Origin of the sequence: Pseudomonas sp. M2 (assembly GCF_015751845.1) — a bacterium.
In the GTDB taxonomy this organism is placed as follows: Bacteria; Pseudomonadota; Gammaproteobacteria; order Pseudomonadales; family Pseudomonadaceae; genus Aquipseudomonas; species Aquipseudomonas putida_E.
The window spans coordinates 2,247,721-2,268,853 of sequence record NZ_JADOUD010000001.1; the positions used below are offsets into that span (position 1 = coordinate 2,247,721).

At 62.7% G+C, this 21,133-nt stretch carries 21 protein-coding genes and 1 pseudogene; 12 read left to right on the forward strand and 10 right to left on the reverse strand.

The annotated features are described in order from the left end of the window. Positions 1-2 precede the first annotated feature (2 nt). A complete protein-coding gene (locus tag IWW33_RS10450; protein ID WP_046786882.1) occupies positions 3-233 on the reverse strand; it encodes a DUF1127 domain-containing protein in 231 nt (76 codons plus the stop codon). Between the two features lie 178 nt (positions 234-411). Here IWW33_RS10450 and IWW33_RS10455 point away from each other — a divergent pair, with 178 nt between their 5' ends. Further along, positions 412-1,842, forward strand: a complete 1,431-nt coding sequence (locus tag IWW33_RS10455) for a PLP-dependent aminotransferase family protein (protein ID WP_161872405.1) — start codon at positions 412-414, stop codon at positions 1,840-1,842. 60 nt (positions 1,843-1,902) lie between these two features. Then, complete coding sequence (locus tag IWW33_RS10460) at positions 1,903-3,453, forward strand: phospholipase D family protein (protein WP_115273284.1); 1,551 nt, start codon at positions 1,903-1,905, stop codon at positions 3,451-3,453. A gap of 9 nt (positions 3,454-3,462) precedes the next feature. On the opposite strand, the gene IWW33_RS10465 is transcribed toward IWW33_RS10460, so the two are convergent. Together IWW33_RS10465 and IWW33_RS10470 are read right to left on the reverse strand one after the other, a co-directional pair. Continuing rightward, complete coding sequence (locus tag IWW33_RS10465; protein ID WP_046786879.1) at positions 3,463-4,602, reverse strand: MFS transporter; 1,140 nt, start codon at positions 4,600-4,602, stop codon at positions 3,463-3,465. 102 nt (positions 4,603-4,704) lie between these two features. Further along, positions 4,705-6,198: an aldehyde dehydrogenase gene (locus IWW33_RS10470; protein WP_046786878.1), complete on the reverse strand. Its 1,494-nt coding sequence runs from the start codon at positions 6,196-6,198 to the stop codon at positions 4,705-4,707. A gap of 196 nt (positions 6,199-6,394) precedes the next feature. On the opposite strand from IWW33_RS10470, the gene IWW33_RS10475 reads away from it, so the two are divergent. Next, the gene (locus IWW33_RS10475; protein WP_115273282.1) at positions 6,395-6,754 is read left to right on the forward strand and encodes a cupin domain-containing protein; all 360 of its coding nucleotides are present in this window, start codon (positions 6,395-6,397) and stop codon (positions 6,752-6,754) included. A gap of 96 nt (positions 6,755-6,850) precedes the next feature. After that, positions 6,851-7,051 (forward strand): hypothetical protein, encoded by a 201-nt coding sequence (locus IWW33_RS10480; protein ID WP_115273281.1) that lies wholly within the window; start codon positions 6,851-6,853, stop codon positions 7,049-7,051. A 118-nt stretch (positions 7,052-7,169) separates the two neighbouring features. Here IWW33_RS10480 and rpmG read toward each other — a convergent pair whose 3' ends face one another. Continuing rightward, the gene (rpmG, locus tag IWW33_RS10485; protein WP_003253507.1) at positions 7,170-7,325 is read right to left on the reverse strand and encodes a 50S ribosomal protein L33; all 156 of its coding nucleotides are present in this window, start codon (positions 7,323-7,325) and stop codon (positions 7,170-7,172) included. 10 nt (positions 7,326-7,335) lie between these two features. Then, complete coding sequence (gene rpmB, locus IWW33_RS10490; RefSeq protein WP_012312138.1) at positions 7,336-7,572, reverse strand: 50S ribosomal protein L28; 237 nt, start codon at positions 7,570-7,572, stop codon at positions 7,336-7,338. A 360-nt stretch (positions 7,573-7,932) separates the two neighbouring features. Between rpmB and IWW33_RS10495 the strand changes: the two genes are divergently transcribed. Further along, a complete protein-coding gene (locus IWW33_RS10495) occupies positions 7,933-9,522 on the forward strand; it encodes an ABC transporter substrate-binding protein (RefSeq protein WP_174141074.1) in 1,590 nt (529 codons plus the stop codon). A gap of 70 nt (positions 9,523-9,592) precedes the next feature. On the opposite strand, the gene radC is transcribed toward IWW33_RS10495, so the two are convergent. Next, positions 9,593-10,273: a DNA repair protein RadC gene (gene radC / locus IWW33_RS10500; protein WP_119688048.1), complete on the reverse strand. Its 681-nt coding sequence runs from the start codon at positions 10,271-10,273 to the stop codon at positions 9,593-9,595. A 130-nt stretch (positions 10,274-10,403) separates the two neighbouring features. Between radC and coaBC the strand changes: the two genes are divergently transcribed. From coaBC to argB, 4 genes and pseudogenes are all read left to right on the forward strand, one after another. Continuing rightward, complete coding sequence (gene coaBC, locus IWW33_RS10505; protein ID WP_174141075.1) at positions 10,404-11,615, forward strand: bifunctional phosphopantothenoylcysteine decarboxylase/phosphopantothenate--cysteine ligase CoaBC; 1,212 nt, start codon at positions 10,404-10,406, stop codon at positions 11,613-11,615. A gap of 5 nt (positions 11,616-11,620) precedes the next feature. Next, positions 11,621-12,076 (forward strand): dUTP diphosphatase, encoded by a 456-nt coding sequence (gene dut / locus IWW33_RS10510; protein WP_012312134.1) that lies wholly within the window; start codon positions 11,621-11,623, stop codon positions 12,074-12,076. A 141-nt stretch (positions 12,077-12,217) separates the two neighbouring features. Continuing rightward, positions 12,218-13,585, forward strand: a pseudogene (locus tag IWW33_RS10515) (phosphomannomutase/phosphoglucomutase); the annotation flags it as partial. A gap of 30 nt (positions 13,586-13,615) precedes the next feature. Continuing rightward, complete coding sequence (gene argB, locus IWW33_RS10520) at positions 13,616-14,521, forward strand: acetylglutamate kinase (protein WP_046786869.1); 906 nt, start codon at positions 13,616-13,618, stop codon at positions 14,519-14,521. 104 nt (positions 14,522-14,625) lie between these two features. Here the strand turns inward: argB and pyrE are convergent, their stop codons facing one another. Beyond that, the gene (gene pyrE / locus IWW33_RS10525) at positions 14,626-15,267 is read right to left on the reverse strand and encodes an orotate phosphoribosyltransferase (protein WP_011536401.1); all 642 of its coding nucleotides are present in this window, start codon (positions 15,265-15,267) and stop codon (positions 14,626-14,628) included. Between the two features lie 80 nt (positions 15,268-15,347). Here pyrE and IWW33_RS10530 point away from each other — a divergent pair, with 80 nt between their 5' ends. Beyond that, the gene (locus IWW33_RS10530; RefSeq protein WP_012312131.1) at positions 15,348-16,127 is read left to right on the forward strand and encodes an exodeoxyribonuclease III; all 780 of its coding nucleotides are present in this window, start codon (positions 15,348-15,350) and stop codon (positions 16,125-16,127) included. A 61-nt stretch (positions 16,128-16,188) separates the two neighbouring features. On the opposite strand, the gene rph is transcribed toward IWW33_RS10530, so the two are convergent. Further along, the gene (rph, locus tag IWW33_RS10535; RefSeq protein WP_046786868.1) at positions 16,189-16,911 is read right to left on the reverse strand and encodes a ribonuclease PH; all 723 of its coding nucleotides are present in this window, start codon (positions 16,909-16,911) and stop codon (positions 16,189-16,191) included. A 227-nt stretch (positions 16,912-17,138) separates the two neighbouring features. On the opposite strand from rph, the gene IWW33_RS10540 reads away from it, so the two are divergent. Together IWW33_RS10540 and gmk are read left to right on the forward strand one after the other, a co-directional pair. After that, positions 17,139-18,002 (forward strand): YicC/YloC family endoribonuclease, encoded by an 864-nt coding sequence (locus tag IWW33_RS10540; protein WP_039604571.1) that lies wholly within the window; start codon positions 17,139-17,141, stop codon positions 18,000-18,002. Between the two features lie 13 nt (positions 18,003-18,015). Continuing rightward, positions 18,016-18,636, forward strand: coding sequence for a guanylate kinase (gmk, locus tag IWW33_RS10545; protein ID WP_174141076.1), 621 nt, complete (start codon positions 18,016-18,018; stop codon positions 18,634-18,636). 93 nt (positions 18,637-18,729) lie between these two features. On the opposite strand, the gene IWW33_RS10550 is transcribed toward gmk, so the two are convergent. After that, on the reverse strand, positions 18,730-20,268 hold the full coding sequence (locus IWW33_RS10550) for an APC family permease (RefSeq protein WP_115273277.1): 1,539 nt from the start codon (positions 20,266-20,268) through the stop codon (positions 18,730-18,732). 114 nt (positions 20,269-20,382) lie between these two features. Beyond that, positions 20,383-21,132, reverse strand: coding sequence for a gamma-glutamyl-gamma-aminobutyrate hydrolase family protein (locus tag IWW33_RS10555; protein WP_115273276.1), 750 nt, complete (start codon positions 21,130-21,132; stop codon positions 20,383-20,385). Between the last annotated feature and the right edge of the window lies 1 nt (position 21,133).

A 21,133-nucleotide genomic window follows, 5' to 3' on the forward strand; every position in this document is an offset into this window, starting at 1 on the left:
GATCAGTCTTTCCAAAAGGGTTTACGCCCCTCGGTCAAGGCCTGCTCCCAGCTCAGCCCAACATCGCGCAACTGCTCATCGGTCAACTGCAGCAACGCCCTGCGGGTGTGCCAGCGATGCAGCATCAGGCCCCAACGCCCCATCCCTTGCGGGGCGTTGAACACCTTGGCCTGCTGCCCGGCTTCCAGTTCCCTGGCCAACAGTTGCAAGCGCACATCGCTCATGCCACCCATCGCTGCGTTCTCCCATTCAGTGGTTACTGTGGAGAAAGCATGCGCGCTGCCAGCACCGGCAATACAGATTCAATACAGGCTTATTATTCCCATACAGAATTGGCGGATCTGCGGCTGAATGCTGTATTTTCTACGCAACTGTACTGGTCGTGCTTGCAATCGAGCACAGGAGTATGCCGTGACGCTCTACCTGAACCTCGCCGAGCTGCTCGGCACCCGTATCGAGCAAGGCCTGTACCGCCCCGGCCAGCGCCTGCCATCGGTGCGCGCCCTGAGCGTGGAACATGGGGTCAGCCTGAGTACGGTGCAGCAGGCCTACCGCCTGCTGGAAGACAACGGCATGGTGTCGCCACGCCCCAAGTCCGGCTACTTCGTCAACGACCATCGCCACCTCGCCGCACTGCCCGCCGTCAGCCGCCCTGCCCAGCGACCCGTGGACATTTCGCAGTGGGAACAGGTATTGGAGCTGGTGCGCAGCACACCTCGTCAAGACGTCATACAGCTCGGCCGCGGCATGCCCGACATCGACAGCCCGAGCCTCAAGCCCTTGTTGCGCAGCCTCGCCCAGCTCAGCCGGCGCCAGGACATGCCGGGGCTGTATTACGACAACATCCATGGCAACCTCGCTCTGCGTGAGCAGGTTGCCCGCCTGGTGCTGGACTCTGGCTGCCGCCTGGGCCCGGCGGACCTGGTGGTGACGACCGGCTGCCACGAAGCGTTGTCATGCAGCATCCGCGCGGTGTGCGAGCCGGGCGACATTGTCGCGGTCGATTCGCCGAGCTTTCACGGCGCCATGCAAACACTCAAAGGCCTGGGCATGAAGGCGCTGGAGATCCCCACCGACCCGATCACCGGCATCAGCCTGGAAGCCCTGGAACTGGCGCTTGAGCAATGGCCGATCAAGCTCATCCAGATCACACCAAGCTGTAATAACCCGCTTGGCTACATCATGCCCGAGGCACGCAAGAAGGCGCTGCTGAACCTGGCCCAGCGCTATGACGTCGCCATCCTCGAAGACGATGTGTATGGCGACCTGGCCTACACCTACCCCCGCCCGCGCACCCTCAAGTCGTTCGACGACGACGGTCGCGTGCTGCTGTGCAGTTCGTTTTCCAAGACGCTAGCCCCGGGCCTGCGCATTGGCTGGGTGGCGCCAGGGCGCTATCTGGAGCGGGTGCTGCACATGAAGTACATCAGCACCGGCAGCACCGCCACCCAGCCGCAGTTGGCGATTGCCGATTTCATCGCCAGCGGCCACTACCACCCCCATGTGCGGCGCATGCGCAGCCAGTACCAGCGCGGCCGCGACCTGATGAGCGACTGGGTAAACCGTTACTTCCCGCCTGGCACGCGCGTCAGCCGGCCTCAGGGTGGCTTCATGCTGTGGGTGGAGCTGCCAGAGCATTTCGACACGTTGCGGCTGAACCGCGCTTTACTGGAACAGGGCGTGCAGGTTGCCGTGGGCAGCATCTTTTCCGCCTCAGGCAAGTTCCGCCACTGCCTGCGGATGAATTTCGCCGCGCGGCCAACACCGCAGATCGAGGACGCGGTGCGCAAAGTGGGAGAAACCGCCCTTCGTCTACTGGATCAAAGTAACACCGACGGGTAACTTTGCGCCGCCCTATACGGTCCAACCTCTCAAGCCTTTGCCGCACAGGACGATCCACACTTGAGACTCCAGCGAGCTCTGCCCCTGCTGCTGGTGCTGCTAGGCCTTGCAGGCTGCGCCAGCGTCGGTACACCCCGCGAGACCAGCCAGGCACTGCCGGCTAAAGATTCAGCCTTCGGCCGCTCGGTGCTGCGCCAGGCCGCACCCTATGAAGGACGGTCCGGTTTCCGTCTGCTGCCCAACAGCAACGAGGCCTTCCGTGCCCGCGCCGAGCTGATCCGCAACGCGCAGGCCAGCATCGACTTGCAGTACTACATCGTCCACGACGGCCTGAGCACCCGGGCCCTGGTCCATGAACTGCTGCGCGCCGCCGACCGAGGCGTACGCGTGCGCATCCTGCTGGACGACACCACCAGCGACGGCCTGGACACCATCATGGGCACCCTCGACGCCCATCCGAACATCCAGATCCGCGTATTCAACCCACTGCATCTGGGCCGCAGCACGGGGGTGACGCGCGCGGTGGGCCGCCTGTTCAACCTGTCCCGCCAGCACCGGCGCATGCACAACAAGCTGTTCCTGGTGGACAACAGCATGGCCATCGTCGGCGGGCGCAACCTGGGCGATGAGTATTTCGATGCTGAGCCCAACCTGAATTTCACTGACATCGACATGCTCGGCGTGGGCCCGGTGGCCGAACAGCTCGGGCACAGCTTCGACCAGTACTGGAACAGTGCCCTGAGCCGGCCCGTGACTGACTTCCTCTGGCAACTGCCGGATGCCGCCGACCTGCGCGCCAGCCGCCACCGCCTGGAGGTGTCGCTGGCCGAGGCGCGGGTGCAGCGCAAGGCGCTGTATGACCGCCTGATGGCCTATCAGTCGGAGCCTCGGCTGGATGTTTGGCGCAATGAGCTGATCTGGGCCCACAGCCAGGCCTTGTGGGATGCACCGAGCAAGGTGCTGGCAGACGATGAGCCAGACCCGCACCTGCTGATGAGCCAGCAGTTGGCCCCTGACCTGGCAAACGTGCACCACGAGTTGATCCTGGTTTCGGCCTATTTCGTCCCTGGCGAGCCCGGGCTGCTGTACCTGACCGGCCGTGCGGACGCCGGAACGTCGGTCAAGCTGTTGACCAACTCGCTGGAGGCCACCGATGTACCGGCCGTGCATGGCGGGTATGCGCCCTACCGCCGGGCGCTGCTCGAACACGGCGTGCAGCTGTTCGAGTTGCGCCGCCAGCCGGGTGACCCCAGTGCCGGGCGCCTGAATTTCCATGGCGGTTCGGATTCCAGCCTGCACAGCAAGGCGATCGTGTTCGACCGGCGAAAGACTTTCATCGGCTCGTTCAATTTCGACCCGCGTTCGGTGTTGTGGAATACCGAGGTCGGGGTGCTGGTGGACAGCCCGGAGCTGGCCGAATACACCCGCGAGCTGGCCGTTCAGGGCATGGCGCCTGCGCTGAGTTATCAGGTCAGGCTAGAGAATGACAAGCTGGCCTGGGTGACCGAGGACAACGGCCAACTGCACACCCTGACGGCAGAGCCCGGCGGGCTCTGGCGGCGGTTCAATGCGTGGATCAGCAAGGCCGTCGGGCTGGAGAAAATGCTGTAGCGCAGGGCCTCAGGCGGCAGCAGGCTCGAAGGCACCGCGCCGCCGGGTCAACACCACCAACCCGGCCGCCCCAACTGCCATCAGCAGCGGCAACGCATGGCCACTGAGCCACTGGCTACCCGCACCGGCCAGCAACGGCCCCAGCAGGCAGCCGATACCCCACAGCTGCGCCACATGAGCATTGGCCCGCACAAGTGCATCATCCCGATAACGCTCGCCGATCAGTATCAGCGACAACGTGAACAGGCCACCGGCACTGGCCCCGAACAGCACCCACAATGGCCAGATCGCCGGCGTGTGCACAAGCAACGGAATCGCCAGGCTGGAACACAGCAAGGTCACGGCACAACCGGTGAACAGTGCGCGCCGCGACATGTGGTCGGCCAAGGCGCCAATCGGCAACTGCAGCACCGCGTCGCCAACCACCACGGTACTGACCATGAACAGCGCCAGCTCGGTGGTGAAGCCCTGCTGCAAGCAATACACCGGCAACAGGGTGAGGATCATCGCCTCGAAGGCAGCGAACAGCGCGATGGCCCAGGCGATCACCGGCAGCCGGCGACAGAAGGCGAACAGGTCGCTGAAGGTTACGCTGCAGGCCTCGGTACTCGGCGCGCCGCCACGACCCAACAGCAGCAAGGGCGATAGCAGCAGCAGGCCGGTCGCAGCCCAGAAGCCAAAGTCATCGTCGGAGCCGAGAAAGCCCAGCACCAGCGGCCCTGCCAGTTGGCTCAAGGCATAGCTGCTGCCATACAGCGCCACCAGGCGCCCACGCCACTGCTCGACCACCAACTGGTTGATCCAGCTCTCGCCAAGGATGAACACCACGGTCAGCGACATGCCGATCAGCAAGCGCAGCGCCAGCCACAGCGGGTAGCTGGGCAGCACCGCCAGCAGGCCAATCGACAATGCCCCGCCCCACAGGCACAGGCGCATAGCCGAAGGCACGCCGACCCAGCCGGCCAGGCGGCTGGCCAGGCTGGCACCAATCAGCACGCCCAGCGCGGGCATCGCAGCCATTACGCCGATGGCGAAGCTACCGTAGCCCCAGGCCTCCAGGCGCAGGGACACCAGCGGCATGCTCACGCCGAGCGCGAGCCCGACGCTCAGCACCGATGCCAGCACGGCAAAGTAGGTTCCCCAGCGCATAGCAGCCTCCCAGGCAGAATTCTTGAATGGCAGAAACGACAAAGCCGGGACGGTGTGAACCGGCCCGGCTGTCGTTGGGGCTGTAGCGCAGCCCCCCTGGATTTACAGCTTGATCCAGGTCGCTTTCAGCTCGGTGTACTTCTCCAGTGCATGCAGCGACTTGTCACGGCCGTTGCCCGACTGTTTGAAACCACCGAACGGCGCGGTCATGTCGCCGCCATCGTACTGGTTGACCCAGACGCTGCCGGCGCGCACGGCACGGGCAGTCTTGTGGGCCTTGGAAATATCCGACGTCCAGATGCCAGCGGCCAGGCCATACGGCGTGTCGTTGGCAATGGCGATGGCTTCTTCGGCAGTATCGAAGGCGATGACCGACAGCACGGGGCCGAAGATTTCTTCCTGGGCGATCTTCATGGCGTTGGTCACGCCGTCGAAGATGGTCGGCTCGACGTAGGTGCCGCCAGTCTCTTCCAGGGTGCGCTTGCCACCGGCCAGCAACTTGGCGCCGTCCTTGTGGCCGGCGTCGATGTACGACAGCACGGTATTCATCTGCTGGGTGTCGACCAGCGCACCGACGGTGGTCTGCGGATCGAGCGGGTTACCTGGCTTCCAGCCCTTGAGCGCTTCGACCACCATGGGCAGGAACTTGTCCTTGATCGAACGCTCGACCAGCAGGCGCGAACCTGCGGTGCAAACTTCGCCCTGGTTGAAAGCGATGGCGCTGGCAGCAGCTTCGGCGGCGGCTTGCAGGTCCGGAGCGTCGGCAAAGACGATGTTCGGGCTCTTGCCACCGGCTTCCAGCCAGATACGCTTCATGTTCGACTCGCCCGCATACACCATCAACTGCTTGGCGATCTTGGTCGAGCCGGTGAACACCAGGGTGTCTACATCCATGTGCAGGGCCAGGGCCTTGCCGACGGTGTGGCCGTAGCCTGGCAGCACGTTCAGCACACCGGCCGGGATACCGGCTTCGATGGCCAGCTGGGCAATGCGGATGGCGGTCAGCGGCGACTTCTCGGATGGCTTGAGTACCAGCGAGTTACCGGTGGCCAGGGCTGGTGCGATCTTCCAGCAGGCCATCAGCAGCGGGAAGTTCCACGGTACGATGGCACCGACCACGCCAACTGCTTCGCGGGTAACCAGACCCAGCTGATCACTAGGGGTCGGCGCGACTTCGTCGTAGACCTTGTCGATGGCTTCGGCGGTCCAGTGGATGGCATTGGCCGCGCCCGGCACGTCGATGCTGGAGGAGTCGCCGATCGGCTTGCCCATGTCCAGAGTTTCCAGCAGCGCCAGCTCTTCGACGTTCTTGCGCAGCAGGTCGGCGAAGCGGATCAGCTTGGCCTTGCGTTTGGCCGGGGCCAGCTGCGACCAGACGCCGGAATCGAACGTTGCGCGGGCGTTTTCCACAGCGCGATTGGCATCGGCCAGGTCGCAGCTGGCAACCTTGGCCAGGAAGCGTCCGTCGACCGGGCTCAGGCAGTCGAAGGTTTCACCGGATGCGGCGTCGGTGTATTCGCCGTTGATGAAGGCACGTCCTTCGATCTTCAGTTGCTGGGCACGTTGCTCCCAGTCTGCACGAGTCAGGGTGGTCATACGAAACTCCTCCTCTTGTTTAGGTGCAACGCCGCACTGAGGACTCACAGGCGTTGTCAGAATTCTGGCCGGGCGACAAGCGCACACTGGCAAGCGATACCCTAAACCAGCCAGTGCAAACTATCAATATATTTGACACATAAGGCCTAAAAGCCTACTGATGTGCATTTTATTAAACAAAAATAGGAGCTGCACCATGAACATCGCCAGCATCATCGACTTCGCCCAAGTCCTCACCGAGGCTGAACGCTACCGTCCCGCGGCAGAAAAAATCCTCAAGGGCGAGCCGGACCAGGCTGTCTACAACCATTATTCCACCCCGTGCGGACAGTTCGCCGCAGGTGTCTGGGAAGGTGAGGTCGGGCAGTGGACAGTGAACTACACCGAGCATGAATACTGCGAGATCGTGCAGGGCGTTTCGGTACTGCGCGACCCGGATGGCGGCGCCAAGACCCTGCGTGCCGGTGATCGGTTTGTCATTCCGGCCGGCTTCAAGGGCACCTGGGAAGTGCTGGAGCCGTGCCGCAAGATTTATGTGATGTTCGAGCAGAAATGAGTGCGACGCCGGCGTGGTGATTAATTACCACAGCCCGGCAAGCCAAGAGCGTGATCCTTGCAGCGTCCAATTCAGGACAATCCAGGGAGAATCATCATGACTACCGACATCCTCGGCGCCGCTCGTCACGTGATTGGCTCGCAGTATGTAGAAAGCGTCAAGCCTTACATCCTCGAGCTGACCGGCCTGACGACCGCCGCCGGCCCACACGACATCACCAGCAAGGACATACGCTCCGACAGGGTGATGATCCGTGTCGACGCTGGCGGTACCATCGACGGCCTGCACATCAGCTGATACCCACTGCTGATCGCTACAAGAAAGGGGCTCCAGACGGAGCCCCTTTCTTGTTGGCATCCACGTAAAAAAAAACCCGCGTCCTTTCGGATGCGGGTTTTTTCAGGTCGCCGATCAATTACTTGATCTTGGCTTCCTTGTACACCACGTGCTTGCGAACAACGGGATCGTATTTCTTGATCTCGATTTTGTCCGGGGTGGTGCGCTTGTTCTTGTCGGTGGTGTAGAAGTGGCCAGTGCCAGCACTCGAAACCAGACGGATCAATTCACGCATGACGTTCTCCTTAGAACTTTTCGCCGCGAGCACGCAGCTCGGCCAGCACTACGTCGATACCACGCTTGTCAATGACGCGCATGCCTTTGGCAGATACGCGCAGACGCACGAAACGGTTCTCGGATTCAACCCAGAAACGGTGGTGCTGCAGGTTCGGCAGGAAACGACGACGGGTTTTGTTGTTTGCGTGGGAAATGTTGTTCCCGGTTACTGGACCCTTACCAGTAACTTGACAGACTCTCGACATGACTCAGCCCTCTAAAACCACATGCCCAACCCGGCATGGGTTGGCCGCTTAATCTCTCAGTCTTTGGCGCCAGGCGCCGTGATTCTGGAGGTCTTACCGACCGGATCCGCTGATGCGACAGGCCGAGCCCCTAGAAAAGAGCGCTGCTTTATACCAGAAAGACTGCATTGCAACAACTGCTGATGAGCATCTGTCGGAGACAAATCGTGCGCGAGCAGCATAGCGGCTAGCCCGGCGAACTGTCGACCACTCGTCGCCAGCCGGTAGAAAAAGAGGGTGGTCATTTCCTGATGCGCACACTAGGGTAGGACGTTTCCAGACTGCACTGGCAGATGGGCCACTGACAGCCAAGGAGTCACGATGCGTGCCGCCGCCCTTTCCTTAATGCTCACCTCCCTGCTTGCTGCCGGCATCGCCCAGGCCGCGCCACTGAGCGTCTGCAGCGAAGCCAGCCCCGAGGGCTTCGACGTGGTCCAGTACAACTCGCTGACCACCACCAACGCCTCGGCCGACGTACTGATGAACCGCCTGGTCGAGTTCGACGCAGGCCAAGGCAAGGTCGTCCCCAGCCTGGCGCAAAGCTGGACAGTGTCGGCTGACGGCCTGGTGTACGACTTCAAGCTGCGTGAAGGGGTCAAATTCCACTCCACGCCTTATTTCAAGCCAACCCGCGCCCTCGATGCCGACGATGTGCTATTCAGCTTCCAGCGCATGCTCTACCCCGCCCACGCCTGGCACAAGACCGCACCGGGTGGCTACCCGCACGCCCAATCACTGCAACTGGGCAGCCTGATCAAGTCGATCGAGGCGCCGGAGCCGAACAGCGTACGCTTCACCCTGACCCACCCCGATGCGACCTTCCTGGCCACCTTGAGCATGGGCTTTGCTTCGATCTACTCCGCCGAGTACGCCGACAAACTGCTCAAGGCAGGCACCCCGGAGAAGCTCAATAGCCAGCCGATCGGCACCGGCCCGTTCGTCTTCCAGCGCTACCAGAAGGACGCCGTGGTGCGCTACCGCGCCAACCCTGACTACTTCGATGGCAAGCCTGCGGTCGACCCACTGATCTTCGCCATCACTACCGATGCCAACGTACGCCTGCAGAAGCTCAAGCGTGGTGAATGCCAGGTGGCACTGTCACCCAAGCCCCTGGACATTGCTGAAGCAGGCAAGGACGGTAACCTCAAGGTCGCCTCGACGCCGGCCTTCATGACGGCCTTCGTTGCCATCAACAGCGAGCGCCCGCCGCTGGACAAACCCGAAGTGCGCCAGGCGATCAACCTGGCCTTCGACAAGCAGGCCTACCTCAAGGCCGTTTTCGAAGGCACCGCCACCGCCGCCAACGGCCCCTACCCGCCCAACACCTGGAGCTATGCCAAGGACCTGCCCGGCTACCCGCTGGATCTCAAGCGAGCCAAGGCGCTGCTGAGCAAGGCCGGTTACGCAGAAGGGTTCAGCACCACGATCTGGACCCGCCCGTCGGGCAGCCTGCTCAACCCCAACCCAAGCCTGGGCGCGCAGATGCTCCAGGCAGACCTGGCCAAGATCGGCATCAAGGCCGAAATCCGCGTGATCGAATGGGGTGAGCTGATCCGTCGGGCCAAGGCTGGCGAGCATGACCTGCTGTTCATGGGCTGGGCCGGCGACAACGGCGACCCGGACAACTTCCTCAGCCCGCAGTTTTCCTGTGCGGCGGTAAAGTCGGGGACCAACTTCGCGCGGTTCTGCGACAGCCGGCTGGACCAGTTGATCAGTGCAGGGCGTACCACCAACGACCAGAGCGTACGCAGCCGGTTGTACCAGCAGGCGCAGACGCTGATCCAGCAGCAGGCGCTGTGGGTACCGCTGGCGCATCCGACGGCGGCAGCGCTGTTGCGCGAGGGCGTCGAGGGTTACCAGGCAAGCCCGTTCGGGCGGCTGGATTTCAGCAAGGTTTCGGTGAAGCGCTGAACCCTGGCTTTGCAGGCTCGACCAAATGCCGGCTTGCCGGAGATTGGTCGAGCCTGCAAAAAGGCAGCCACTAAGCGACAATCCACCCCTGCTCCACCATCGACAGCGGCTCCCCATCACCCACGATGATGTGATCGAGCACCCGCACATCGATCAGCGCCAACCCCTGCTTCAATGCAAGCGTCATGTGCACGTCGTCCTGGCTCGGCTCACTGTTGCCCGAAGGATGGTTGTGGCAAAGGATCAACGCCGCAGCGTTGTGCATCAACGCACGGCGCACCACTTCCCGCGGGTAGATGCTGGCCCGGTCGATCGTCCCTCTGAACAGGATTTCGAAAGCCAACGGCCGGTGTTTGCTATCCAGAAACAGGCAGCCAAAAACTTCGCTAGGCTCATGACGCAGCATGGCTTTCAGGTATCTGCGCACCGCAAAAGGGCTCTCCAGAGCGCAGTCGCGCTCGATCGATGTGGCAAGGTTGCGCCGCCCGATCTCCAGCAGCGCCTGCAATTGGCCATACCGCACCGGCCCAAGCCCGAGCGCCCCCACGAATGCGTCCCTGTCAGCTTCAAGCAACTGGCGCAAGCCGCCGAACTTGACGAGCAACCCCCGCGCCAGCTCCACGACGTTGTGGCCCCGCACGCCAGAGCCGAGAAACACGGCCAGCAATTCGGCATCCGAAAGGCTGCCCACCCCGCGCTGCATCAACTTTTCCCTGGGCCGCTCCTCGGCTGGCCACTCGCTTATCTTCATTGCATCTCCTTTGCGCCCTGCTGCGACACGTTTAGGCCCTGTGTTAATCTATTTCGCCTCGTACATGCGACGTTCTGCCGCAGGCAATCCTGTTCGTCGCTGCCCGCTCTCTCTGGAAAAAGGCAAGCCTATGCAGCGGCTGTATCGCAAGCGCATCGTTCTCGGCGTCGGGGGCGGCATTGCCGCCTACAAGAGCGCCGAGCTGATTCGCCGACTCCTGGAGCACGGCGCGCAAGTGCGCGTCGTCATGACCCGTGGTGGTGCTGAATTCATCACCCCGCTGACCCTGCAGGCGCTGTCCGGCCACCCGGTACACATGGATCTGCTCGACCCTGCCGCCGAAGCGGCCATGGGCCACATCGAACTGGCCAAATGGGCCGACCTGGTGCTGATCGCCCCCGCCACCGCCGACCTCATGGCCCGCATGGCCCAAGGCATGGCCGACGACTTGCTGACTACCCTGGTACTGGCCACCGACGCCACCGTGGCAGTGGCCCCGGCCATGAACCAGGCCATGTGGCGCGACCCGGCGACCCAGGCCAACCTCGACCTGCTCAAGACCCGTGGCATCCAGGTGTTCGGGCCGGCTTCCGGCAGCCAGGCCTGCGGCGACGTGGGCCTTGGCCGCATGCTCGAAGCCACCGACCTGGCCTGGTGCGCCGCCGAGAGCTTCAAGCGCCAGGCGCTCACCGGCAAACATGTGCTGATCACCGCCGGGCCAACCCAGGAAAACATCGACCCGGTGCGTTACATCACCAATCATAGCTCCGGGAAGATGGGCTTCGCGCTGGCCGAGGCGGCCGCAGAAGCGGGTGCCCGGGTGACCCTCGTCACCGGCCCTGTGCACCTGCAGACCCCTGACCGGGTCAACCGGATCGACGTGGTCAGCGCGCGGGACATGCTCGCAGCCTGCGAGGCGGCCATGCCGTGCGACCTGTTCATCGCCTCGGCAGCGGTCGCGGACTACCGCCCGGAGGTCGTTGCCACACAGAAGCTCAAGAAAGATCCTACGACCGCCGACGGCATGCTGCTGCAGATGGTGCGCAATCCCGATATCCTTGCCACCATCGCTGGCCGCACCGACCGCCCGTTCAGCGTCGGCTTCGCCGCCGAGACCGAACATTTGCTCGATTACGCCACGCGCAAGCTCAAGGACAAGAACCTCGACCTGATCGTCGCCAATGATGTGGCCAACCCCAGCATCGGCTTCAACAGCGAGGAAAATGCCCTGACCGTGATCGACCGCCAGCAGCATCAAACCCTCTTCGCGCAGACCAGCAAAGGCAAGATTGCCCGGCAACTGGTCGCCTTCATCGCCGAACGGCTCAACCAGGTTCAATAAGTTACATGCACGCTCTTCAAGCCAAGATCCTCGACCCACGCCTGGGCAGTGAATTTCCGCTGCCGCAATACGCCACCCCTGGCTCCGCCGGCCTGGACCTGCGCGCCCTGCTCAAAGAGGACACCGTCCTGGAGCCGGGGCAGACCCTGCTGATTCCTACCGGCCTGTCGATCTACATCGGCGACCCGGGCCTGGCCGCGATGATCCTGCCGCGCTCGGGTCTGGGCCATAAGCATGGCATCGTGCTGGGCAACCTGGTCGGCCTGATCGACTCGGATTACCAGGGCGAGCTGATGGTGTCGTGCTGGAACCGTGGCAACACGCCATTCACCATCGCCGTTGGCGAGCGCATCGCTCAGCTGGTGCTGGTACCGGTAGTGCAAGCGCATTTTGAAGTCGTCGAGGCCTTCGATGAAAGCCAGCGCGGCACCGGCGGCTTCGGCCATTCCGGCAGCCACTGAGCCGACCGGCGACCGTTCAGGCCATGGATGGCGAACTCTCTGATGAAACCACCGTCCAAGCGTTCAGTTTGCGCCTGCCCAGAAAGCCTTTGACTAATGGAGCTTCCAGAGATGAACGACATGGCCCACCTGGTCCCCGCACTGCCCGACAGCATCTTCCGCGCCTATGACATCCGCGGCGTGGTCGGCAAGACCCTGCACGCCGAAACCGCCTACTGGATCGGCCGCGCCATTGGCGCGCAGACGCTCGCCCAAGGCGAGCCGCAGATTTCCGTCGGCCGCGACGGCCGCCTGTCCGGCCCGATGCTGGTCGAGCAACTGATCAAAGGCCTGGCCGATGCCGGTTGCCAGGTCAGCGACGTCGGTCTGGTGCCGACCCCGGCGCTGTATTTCGCTGCCAATGTCCTGGCCGGCAAGTCCGGCGTGATGCTCACCGGTAGCCACAACCCTTCGGATTACAACGGTTTCAAGATCGTGATCGCTGGCGATACCTTGGCCAACGAACAGATCCAGGCCCTGCTGACTCGCCTGAAAACCAACGACCTGACCCGTGGCGAAGGCAGTGTGGAAAAGGTCGAGATCCTCGAGCGCTACTTCCAGCAGATCGTCGCTGACGTGAAGCTGGCGAAAAAGCTCAAGGTGGTGGTGGACTGCGGCAACGGCGCTGCCGGCGTTATCGCGCCGCAGCTGATCGAAGCCTTGGGCTGCGAAGTCATCCCACTGTTCTGCGAGGTGGATGGCAACTTCCCCAACCACCACCCGGACCCGGGCAAGCCTGAAAACCTTGAAGACCTGATCGCCAAGGTCAAGCAAACCGGTGCCGATATCGGCCTGGCCTTCGACGGCGACGGTGACCGCGTCGGTGTGGTGACCAACACCGGCAGCATCGTTTACCCCGACCGCCTGCTGATGCTGTTCGCGCAGGACGTGCTGGCGCGTAACCCGGGGGCCGAGATCATCTTCGACGTCAAATGCACCCGCCGCCTGACACCGCTGATCGAACAACACGGCGGCCGCGCCTTGATGTGGAAGACTGGTCACTCGTTGATCAAGAAGAAGATGAAGCAGACAGGTTCGCTGCTGGCCGGCGAGATGAGCGGGCACATCTTCATCAAGGAGCGCTGGTACGGTTTCGACGACGGTATCTACAGCGCCGCACGCCTGCTGGAGATCCTCAGCAAGGCTGGCCAGGACGCCGAAAGCCTGTTTGCCGCATTCCCGAACGACATTTCCACGCCGGAAATCAATATTGATGTGACCGACGAGGGTAAATTCAGCATCATTGATGCACTGCAACGCGACGCCGACTGGGGCCAAGCCAGCCTGACCACCATCGACGGTGTGCGGGTCGACTATGCCCAGGGCTGGGGCCTGGTTCGCGCCTCCAACACCACGCCGGTGCTGGTGCTGCGCTTCGAGGCCGAAAGCGACGCCGAGTTGCAACGTATCAAGGATGTTTTCCGCGCCCAGTTGCTGCGGGTTGCCCCTGAGCTGCAACTGCCGTTCTGACCGACTATCTGTTCCTTACAGGAGCCCTGCATGACCCTCGATCGCGATGCCGCTTCCCATGTAGCCGAGGTTTTGTCCGAAGCACTGCCTTACATTCGCCGTTTTGTCGGCAAGACCCTGGTGATCAAGTACGGCGGCAACGCGATGGAGAGCGAGGAGCTCAAGACCGGGTTTGCCCGTGACATCGTGCTGATGAAGGCCGTGGGCATCAACCCGGTGGTCGTGCACGGTGGTGGCCCTCAGATCGGCGACCTGCTCAAGCGCCTGTCGATCGAAAGCCACTTCATCGACGGCATGCGTGTCACCGACGCGGCGACCATGGACGTGGTTGAAATGGTGCTGGGTGGCCAGGTCAACAAGGACATCGTCAACCTGATCAACCGCCACGGCGGCAGCGCCATCGGCCTGACCGGCAAGGACGCGGAGCTGATCCGCGCCAAGAAGCTCACCGTGAGCCGCCAGACGCCGGAGATGACCCAGCCGGAAATCATCGACATCGGCCACGTCGGCGAAGTGGTCAGCGTCAACACCGACCTGCTGAACATGCTGGTCAAAGGCGACTTCATCCCGGTGATCGCGCCAATCGGCGTGGGTGCCAACGGTGAGTCGTACAACATCAACGCCGACCTGGTGGCCGGCAAGGTGGCCGAGGCACTGAAAGCCGAGAAGCTGATGCTGCTGACCAATATCGCCGGCCTGATGGACAAGCAAGGCCAGGTCCTGACCGGCCTGACCACCGAGCAGGTGAACGAACTGATCGCCGACGGCACCATCTACGGCGGCATGCTGCCGAAGATCAAGTGCGCGCTGGAAGCGGTCCAGGGTGGCGTGAACAGCTCGCACATCATCGACGGCCGCGTGCCGAATGCGGTGCTGCTGGAGATCTTCACCGACAGCGGCGTGGGCACCTTGATCAGCAACCGCAAGCCACGCTGATCGCCTGCACTGGCCCTATCGCCGGCTTGCCGACGATAGGGCCGTAAAAGGCAACAGATAAAAAAGGCGACCCGAAGGTCGCCTTTTTCATTACCGAGCCGCAATCAGATCCCGTACTGCGCCCGATAGGCCTCGACCGCCGGCAGATGCTGCTTGAGCTGCGGATCATCGGCCAGGAACTCCAGCACCTGGGTCAGCGAAACGATGCTGACTACCGGGATACCGAAGTCACGCTCCACTTCCTGGATCGCCGACAGTTCGCCATTGCCGCGCTCTTCGCGGTTGAGCGCGATCAGCACGCCAGCGGCCTTGGCCTGCTGGGCATTGATGATCTGCATGACCTCGCGGATGGCAGTGCCAGCGGTGATCACGTCATCGATGATCAGGACGTCACCGGCCAGTGGCGCGCCGACCAGGCTGCCGCCTTCGCCGTGATCCTTGGCTTCCTTGCGGTTGAAGCACCACGGCACGTCCAGCTGATGTTGCTCGGCCAGGGCCACGGCGGTGGCCGCAGCCAGCGGGATACCCTTGTAGGCCGGGCCGAACAGTACGTCGAACGGGATCTTGCTGTCGACGATGGCCGCCGCGTAGCAACGCCCCAGCTGAGCCAGGGCAGAACCTGTGTTGAACAGGCCGGCATTGAAGAAATACGGGCTGGTACGCCCCGATTTCAGGGTGAATTCACCGAAGCGCAGAACGCCGCGATCGATGGCAAAACGGATGAAGTCGCGCTGATACGGCTGCATGGAAAGTCCCGGACACCACGGATTTAGCTAAATGGGTTGAGCTCGGGTATCATACACGCACGAGATTTTTGGGGCCATTTATGCGGATCATCAGTGTGAACGTAAATGGCATTCAGGCTGCAGCCGAGCGTGGATTGCTCAGCTGGTTGCAAGCCCAGAATGCCGACGTCATCTGCCTTCAGGATACCCGCGCCTCGGCCTTTGAACTCGACGACCCAGCTTTCCAGCTCGATGGCTATTTCCTTTATGCCTGCGACGCGGAGGTACCCGCCCAAGGTGGCGTGGCACTGTATTCGCGCATGCAGCCCAAGGCAGTCATCACCGGCCTGGGCTTCGAGACAGCCGACCGCTACGGGCGTTATCTGCAAGCAGATTTCGACAAAGTCAGTATTGCCAGCCTGCTATTGCCTTCGGGCATGAACGGCGACGACGACTTGAACCAGAAGTTCAAGTTGATGGACGACTTCGCCAAGTACCTGGACAAGCAGCGGCGCAAGCGTCGTGAGTACATCTATTGCGGCTCGTTCTACGTGGCGCAGCAGAAGCTCGACATCAAGAACTGGCGTGACAGCCAGCAGTCGCCAGGCTTCCTGCCGCCTGAGCGTGCCTGGATGGATGCGATCACTGGCGACATGGGCTATGTGGATGCCCTGCGCGAAGTCAGCCGTGAAGGTGACCAGTACAGCTGGTGGCCGGACAACGAGCAGGCCGAGATGCTCAACCTGGGCTACCGGTTCGACTACCAGATCCTCACCCCGGGCCTGCGCCGCTTCGTGCGCAATGCCCGCCTGCCGCGTCAGCCGCGCTTCTCGCAGCATGCGCCGCTGATCGTCGACTATGACTGGACGTTGACCATCTGAGCACTGTTCAGATACGAAAAAGCCGACATCGAAGTCGGCTTTTTCATACCTGCAGGATCAATCAGTCGGCCAGAGCGACCTGCTGCAGTTCGAAGATCTCGTTCATGCCCTTCTGCGCCAGCGCCAGCATGGCGTTGAAGTCTTCGGGCTGGAACGGCGCACCCTCTGCAGTGCCCTGCACTTCGATGAAACCACCGGCACTGGTCATGACCACGTTCAGGTCGGTCTCGGCAGCGGAGTCTTCCAGATAGTCCAGGTCGAGTACGGCTTCGCCCTGGTACATGCCCACCGATACGGCGGCGATCATGTGCTTGAGCGGATTGCCGCCCTTCAGGCCACCCCGTTTCTTGATCACTGCCAGGGCATCGACCAAGGCGACCATGGCGCCGGTGATCGACGCGGTGCGGGTGCCGCCATCGGCCTGGATCACATCGCAGTCGACGTACAGGGTGATGTCACCCAGCTTGCTCATGTCCAGCGCGGCGCGCAGCGAGCGGCCGATCAGGCGCTGGATTTCCAGGGTGCGACCACCCTGCTTGCCACGGCTGGCTTCGCGCTGGTTACGCTCACCGGTGGAGCGCGGCAGCATGCCGTACTCGGCGGTCAGCCAGCCTTGGCCCTGGCCTTTGAGGAAGCGCGGTACGCCGTTTTCAACGCTGACCGTGCAGATGACCTTGGTGTCACCGAACTCGACCAGTACCGACCCTTCGGCGTGCTTGGTGTAGTTGCGGGTGATGCGGATCGAGCGGAGCTGATCGGCGGCGCGACCACTTGGACGTTTCATCTGGGATACCTGTACTGGGACTTTGAATCTGCCCGGCATTATAAAGCCCGTAGCCCGGTGAGGACATGCTTATTGTCGGGCCGCGCACAGCCTGTCGCCTTTTCCCACCGGCCGATGAGGGCTCTGTAACATGGGCGGATTGGGCGCCAAGGGCGCACTGCGCTACAATCCTGCGCCTTGCAGCCGAAAGGCTTTCCCGTTCACATCATCTACGCGAGGTACTCCCCATGGTGCACAGCATGACCGCTTTTGCTCGTGTCGAGCGCGCAGGCAGCCAAGGCACCCTGGTCTGGGAACTGCGCTCGGTCAACCACCGCTACCTTGAACCTCACCTGCGCCTGCCCGACGCCCTGCGCGACCTGGAAGGCGCCGTGCGTGAGGGTCTGCGCCAAGGCCTGTCGCGCGGCAAGGTCGAATGCACCTTGCGCCTGCACGAAGACAGCAACGGCAAACCACTGAAGGTCGACCGCGAGCGTGCCGCGCAACTGGTTGCCGCCGCCGAAGAAGTGGCCGGCCTGATCAAGCAGCCGGCGCCGCTCAACCCGCTGGAAGTGTTGTCCTGGCCGGGCGTGCTGGTGGCCGACGCCAGCGATCCGCAGGCGCTCAATGCCGAAGCCGTGGCACTGTTCGACGAGGCCCTGGCCGAATTGAAGGCCGGGCGCCTGCGCGAAGGCCAGGAGCTGGCACGCCTGATCAACGAGCGGCTGGACAGCATGGCCACCGAGGTCACCACCCTGCGTGCCCTGGTACCGCAGATGCTGGCCGCACAACGGCAGAAGATCATCGACCGCTTCGGCGACCTCAAGGCCGAGCTCGACCCGCAACGGCTTGAGCAGGAGATGGTGCTGCTGGCACAAAAGAGTGACGTTGCCGAGGAGCTGGACCGCCTCAGCACCCACGTCAATGAAGTACGCCGGGTGCTCAAGTCCGGTGGGGCCGCTGGCCGGCGCCTGGACTTCCTCATGCAGGAGCTCAACCGCGAGGCCAATACCCTGGGCTCCAAGGCCTTCGACCCGCGTAGCACGCAAGCGGCGGTCAACCTGAAGGTACTGATCGAACAGATGCGTGAACAAGTACAGAACATCGAGTAAGGCCACCCCTACCATGAACCACAGCAGCGGCACCCTATATATCGTCTCGGCCCCGTCAGGTGCCGGCAAGACCAGCCTGGTCAACGCCCTGATCAAGGACGACAAACGCGTCAGCGTTTCTGTCTCGCACACCACGCGCGGCAAACGCCCGGGCGAGGAGCACGGCGTCAACTACCACTTCGTCAGCCATGACGAATTCAAGGCGCTGATCGACAAGAACGACTTCCTTGAACACGCCGAAGTGTTCGGCAACTTCTACGGCACCTCGCGTAGCACGCTGCAGCAAGTGCTGGACCGGGGCGATGACCTGATTCTGGAAATCGACTGGCAAGGCGCCCGTCAGGTGCGCGAGCTGATGCCCGAAGCCCGTTCGATCTTCATCCTGCCACCCAACCTGGAGGCGCTGCGCCAGCGTCTGGACGGGCGTGGGCAGGACAGCGATGAGATCATTGCCGGCCGCATGAAAGAGGCCGTCAGCGAGATGCAGCACTACGACGAGTACGAGTACGTCATCATCAACGACGACTTCGATGTGGCGCTGGAGGAGTTGAAGGCCGTGTTCCGCTCGAACCGTTTGCTGTTGAGCAAGCAGCAGGATCGGCACGGGGCATTGCTCAAGCAGTTGATCGGCTGAAGATAGAGACAGTTGGGGCCGCTTTGCGGCCCTTTCGCGACACAAGGCCGCGCCTACCGCGGGGTGTTGGGGCGCAACGCGCCCCACCCAGCATTATTCCTGCAGCTGCAGAGTCGCCTGCTGTCGCAGGGTAGCCCCCAGGAAGTAAGCCGGCGCGCGCATCCGCGACAGCATCATCAGCACTATCCCCAGTGCCGAAATGATCGCCGCAATCACGAACACCAATCCTACGCCAGCCACATGCGAGCCACTGCCGAAATCCGGCGACGCGCTGTCGATGGCGGTGCGCACGAAGATCACCGACAGGATCACACCACCCAACAGGGGGCACAGGCCGCGCATGCAGAAGTGGCGCAGGCTGTCGAACAGGCTGTGGCGGAAATACCACACGCAGGCAAACGCGGTCAGCGAATAGTAGAAGCAGATCATCATGCCCAGGGCGGTGATGGTGTCCGCCAGCACGTTTTCGCTGAGGGTACGCATGGTCACGTAGAACAGGCCTGCGGCAACGCCGGCACAGATGGTTGCGTAACGTGGCGTCTGCGAACGCGGGCAAACCTTGGCAAAGCGCTCTGGCACCGCACCGTAGTAACCCATAGCGAGCAGCGTGCGCGCCGGAGAGACGAAGGTCGACTGCAGCGAAGCGGCGGTGCTGGCCAGCACGGCGATGGACATCAGGATCGCCAGCGGCCCCATGACTGGCCCGGCCAGGTGGGCAAAGACGTTCTCCTGGATACGCGGGTTGTTCAGTCCCAGCCCTTGCTCGCTGATCCCCGCGAATTGCAGGGTGGCGATGGCGGTGAGCAGGTACAGACCAAGAATCAGCAGCACGGTCCAGGTCGCCGCTTTGCCCGGCACCTCGTCGCTGCCGATCGATTCTTCACTGACGGTCAGGCACACGTCCCACCCCCAAAAGATGAAGATCGACAACGACAGGCCGGCGGCAAAGGCCGAGAACGACTCCACGCCGAAGGGGTTGAACCAGGCCAGGTCGAACTCCAGCGGCGCTGGCGCGGTGGTCTCACTGAAGGCGGCGAAGGCAAAGCCGATCAGCACCAGCAGTTGCAAGGCCACCAAACCATATTGCACGTTCATGGTGGTAGCCATGCCGCGACAACAGATCCACACCGCCATGGCGATGAACACGCAACAGGTGGTGATGTTGATCAGCAGGTTATCCGCCAAGGCAGCCAACGCCTGGTTACCGGTGATCTGAGCCAGGAACAGATAAAAGAAATCAACGGCCACCCCGGCCAGGTTGGACAACACGATGGTGGTGGCAACAACCAGCCCCCAGCCACCGATCCAGCCGATCATCGGGCCAAAGGCGCGGGCCGACCAGGTGAACGAAGTACCGCTGTCCGGCTCCGCCGCGTTCAGCTCACGGTAGCCCAGGGCGACCAGCAGCATGGGCAGGAAGCCGACGATGAAGACGGCCGGAAGGTGCTCGCCGACCTCCCGCACGGTGGGGCCAAGGGCACCGGTCAAGGTGTAGACCGGGGCGATAGTCGAAATGCCCAGCACCACGCTGGCCAGCAGGCCAAGACGGCCTTTTGCCAAGCCTTTGCTGCGCTGAGTGCTGCCTGAATCGGCCACATCGGGTGGGCGGCCAGCTTCTGTGTAATCGCTCATGAGTATTTGCCGTAACTATTGGAATTGTTGTCACAGGCCCTGCGAACAAGGCGCTTTCACTCATTGAAAGCTTGCGTATCGGTATCAGTCATCCAAGACCTTCGGGTAACGACCCTACCGTGCAGCATGGGCAATGCAGGCCTCGCGGAACGCCTGGAACAGGCGTGTGGAGACCGGGTTGTCGGCAAAACGCCATTCCGGGTGCCACTGCACGCCAAGCACAAAGCCAGGCGCGTCAGGCATCGACACCGCTTCGATCAGGCCATCCGGGGCCCTTGCCTCGACGCGCAGGCCCGGGGCCAGGCGGTCGATGCCCTGACTGTGCAGCGAGTTGACCTCGAACTGCGCAGCCAGGCCCAGGCGCTCGAATACCCCGCCAGGCGCAATGCCGACGGGATGACGAGGGCCGTATTGCACCTCCAGGGGTGCGTCCTCAGGTTCACGGTGGTCCAGGTAGCCCGGCAGTTCGTGCACGCGCTGGTGCAAGCTGCCGCCTAGGGCCACGTTCAACTCCTGGAAACCACGACAGATACAGAACACCGGCACGCCGGCGGCAATGGCCGCCTGCAACAGCGGCAAGGTCAGGCGGTCACGTGCAAGATCGTGCCGGGTACCTTCCGCGCTGGGGGCGCCATTGTAATGATGCGGCTCGACATTTGAAGGCGAGCCGGTAAAAAGAATGCCATCGAGCCGTGCCAGCAACGCCTGCGTGTCGCTGCCCCCGTCGCGGGCCGGCAGGATAAGCGGGAGCCCGGCAAAGCCGGCCGCCTCGACATACTTGTCGCCCACCGTGTGCGACGAGTTCTTCCCCACCTGCTGACGGCAGGCGCTGACACCGATCAAGGGGACCGCAATTGCGCTCATG

What these genes read in the sequence shown, in the direction of transcription:
- IWW33_RS10450 (WP_046786882.1), bottom strand. Translation starts at nt 233, where the DNA reads ATGGGTGGCATGAGCGATGTGCGCTTGCAACTGTTGGCCAGGGAACTG.
- IWW33_RS10465 (WP_046786879.1), bottom strand. Translation starts at nt 4,602, where the DNA reads ATGCGCTGGGGAACCTACTTTGCCGTGCTGGCATCGGTGCTGAGCGTC.
- IWW33_RS10470 (WP_046786878.1), bottom strand. Translation starts at nt 6,198, where the DNA reads ATGACCACCCTGACTCGTGCAGACTGGGAGCAACGTGCCCAGCAACTG.
- IWW33_RS10475 (WP_115273282.1), top strand. Translation starts at nt 6,395, where the DNA reads ATGAACATCGCCAGCATCATCGACTTCGCCCAAGTCCTCACCGAGGCT.
- IWW33_RS10480 (WP_115273281.1), top strand. Translation starts at nt 6,851, where the DNA reads ATGACTACCGACATCCTCGGCGCCGCTCGTCACGTGATTGGCTCGCAG.
- rpmG (WP_003253507.1), bottom strand. Translation starts at nt 7,325, where the DNA reads ATGCGTGAATTGATCCGTCTGGTTTCGAGTGCTGGCACTGGCCACTTC.
- rpmB (WP_012312138.1), bottom strand. Translation starts at nt 7,572, where the DNA reads ATGTCGAGAGTCTGTCAAGTTACTGGTAAGGGTCCAGTAACCGGGAAC.
- IWW33_RS10495 (WP_174141074.1), top strand. Translation starts at nt 7,933, where the DNA reads ATGCGTGCCGCCGCCCTTTCCTTAATGCTCACCTCCCTGCTTGCTGCC.
- radC (WP_119688048.1), bottom strand. Translation starts at nt 10,273, where the DNA reads ATGAAGATAAGCGAGTGGCCAGCCGAGGAGCGGCCCAGGGAAAAGTTG.
- coaBC (WP_174141075.1), top strand. Translation starts at nt 10,404, where the DNA reads ATGCAGCGGCTGTATCGCAAGCGCATCGTTCTCGGCGTCGGGGGCGGC.
- dut (WP_012312134.1), top strand. Translation starts at nt 11,621, where the DNA reads ATGCACGCTCTTCAAGCCAAGATCCTCGACCCACGCCTGGGCAGTGAA.
- argB (WP_046786869.1), top strand. Translation starts at nt 13,616, where the DNA reads ATGACCCTCGATCGCGATGCCGCTTCCCATGTAGCCGAGGTTTTGTCC.
- pyrE (WP_011536401.1), bottom strand. Translation starts at nt 15,267, where the DNA reads ATGCAGCCGTATCAGCGCGACTTCATCCGTTTTGCCATCGATCGCGGC.
- IWW33_RS10530 (WP_012312131.1), top strand. Translation starts at nt 15,348, where the DNA reads ATGCGGATCATCAGTGTGAACGTAAATGGCATTCAGGCTGCAGCCGAG.
- rph (WP_046786868.1), bottom strand. Translation starts at nt 16,911, where the DNA reads ATGAAACGTCCAAGTGGTCGCGCCGCCGATCAGCTCCGCTCGATCCGC.
- IWW33_RS10540 (WP_039604571.1), top strand. Translation starts at nt 17,139, where the DNA reads ATGGTGCACAGCATGACCGCTTTTGCTCGTGTCGAGCGCGCAGGCAGC.
- gmk (WP_174141076.1), top strand. Translation starts at nt 18,016, where the DNA reads ATGAACCACAGCAGCGGCACCCTATATATCGTCTCGGCCCCGTCAGGT.
- IWW33_RS10550 (WP_115273277.1), bottom strand. Translation starts at nt 20,268, where the DNA reads ATGAGCGATTACACAGAAGCTGGCCGCCCACCCGATGTGGCCGATTCA.
- IWW33_RS10555 (WP_115273276.1), bottom strand. Translation starts at nt 21,132, where the DNA reads ATGAGCGCAATTGCGGTCCCCTTGATCGGTGTCAGCGCCTGCCGTCAG.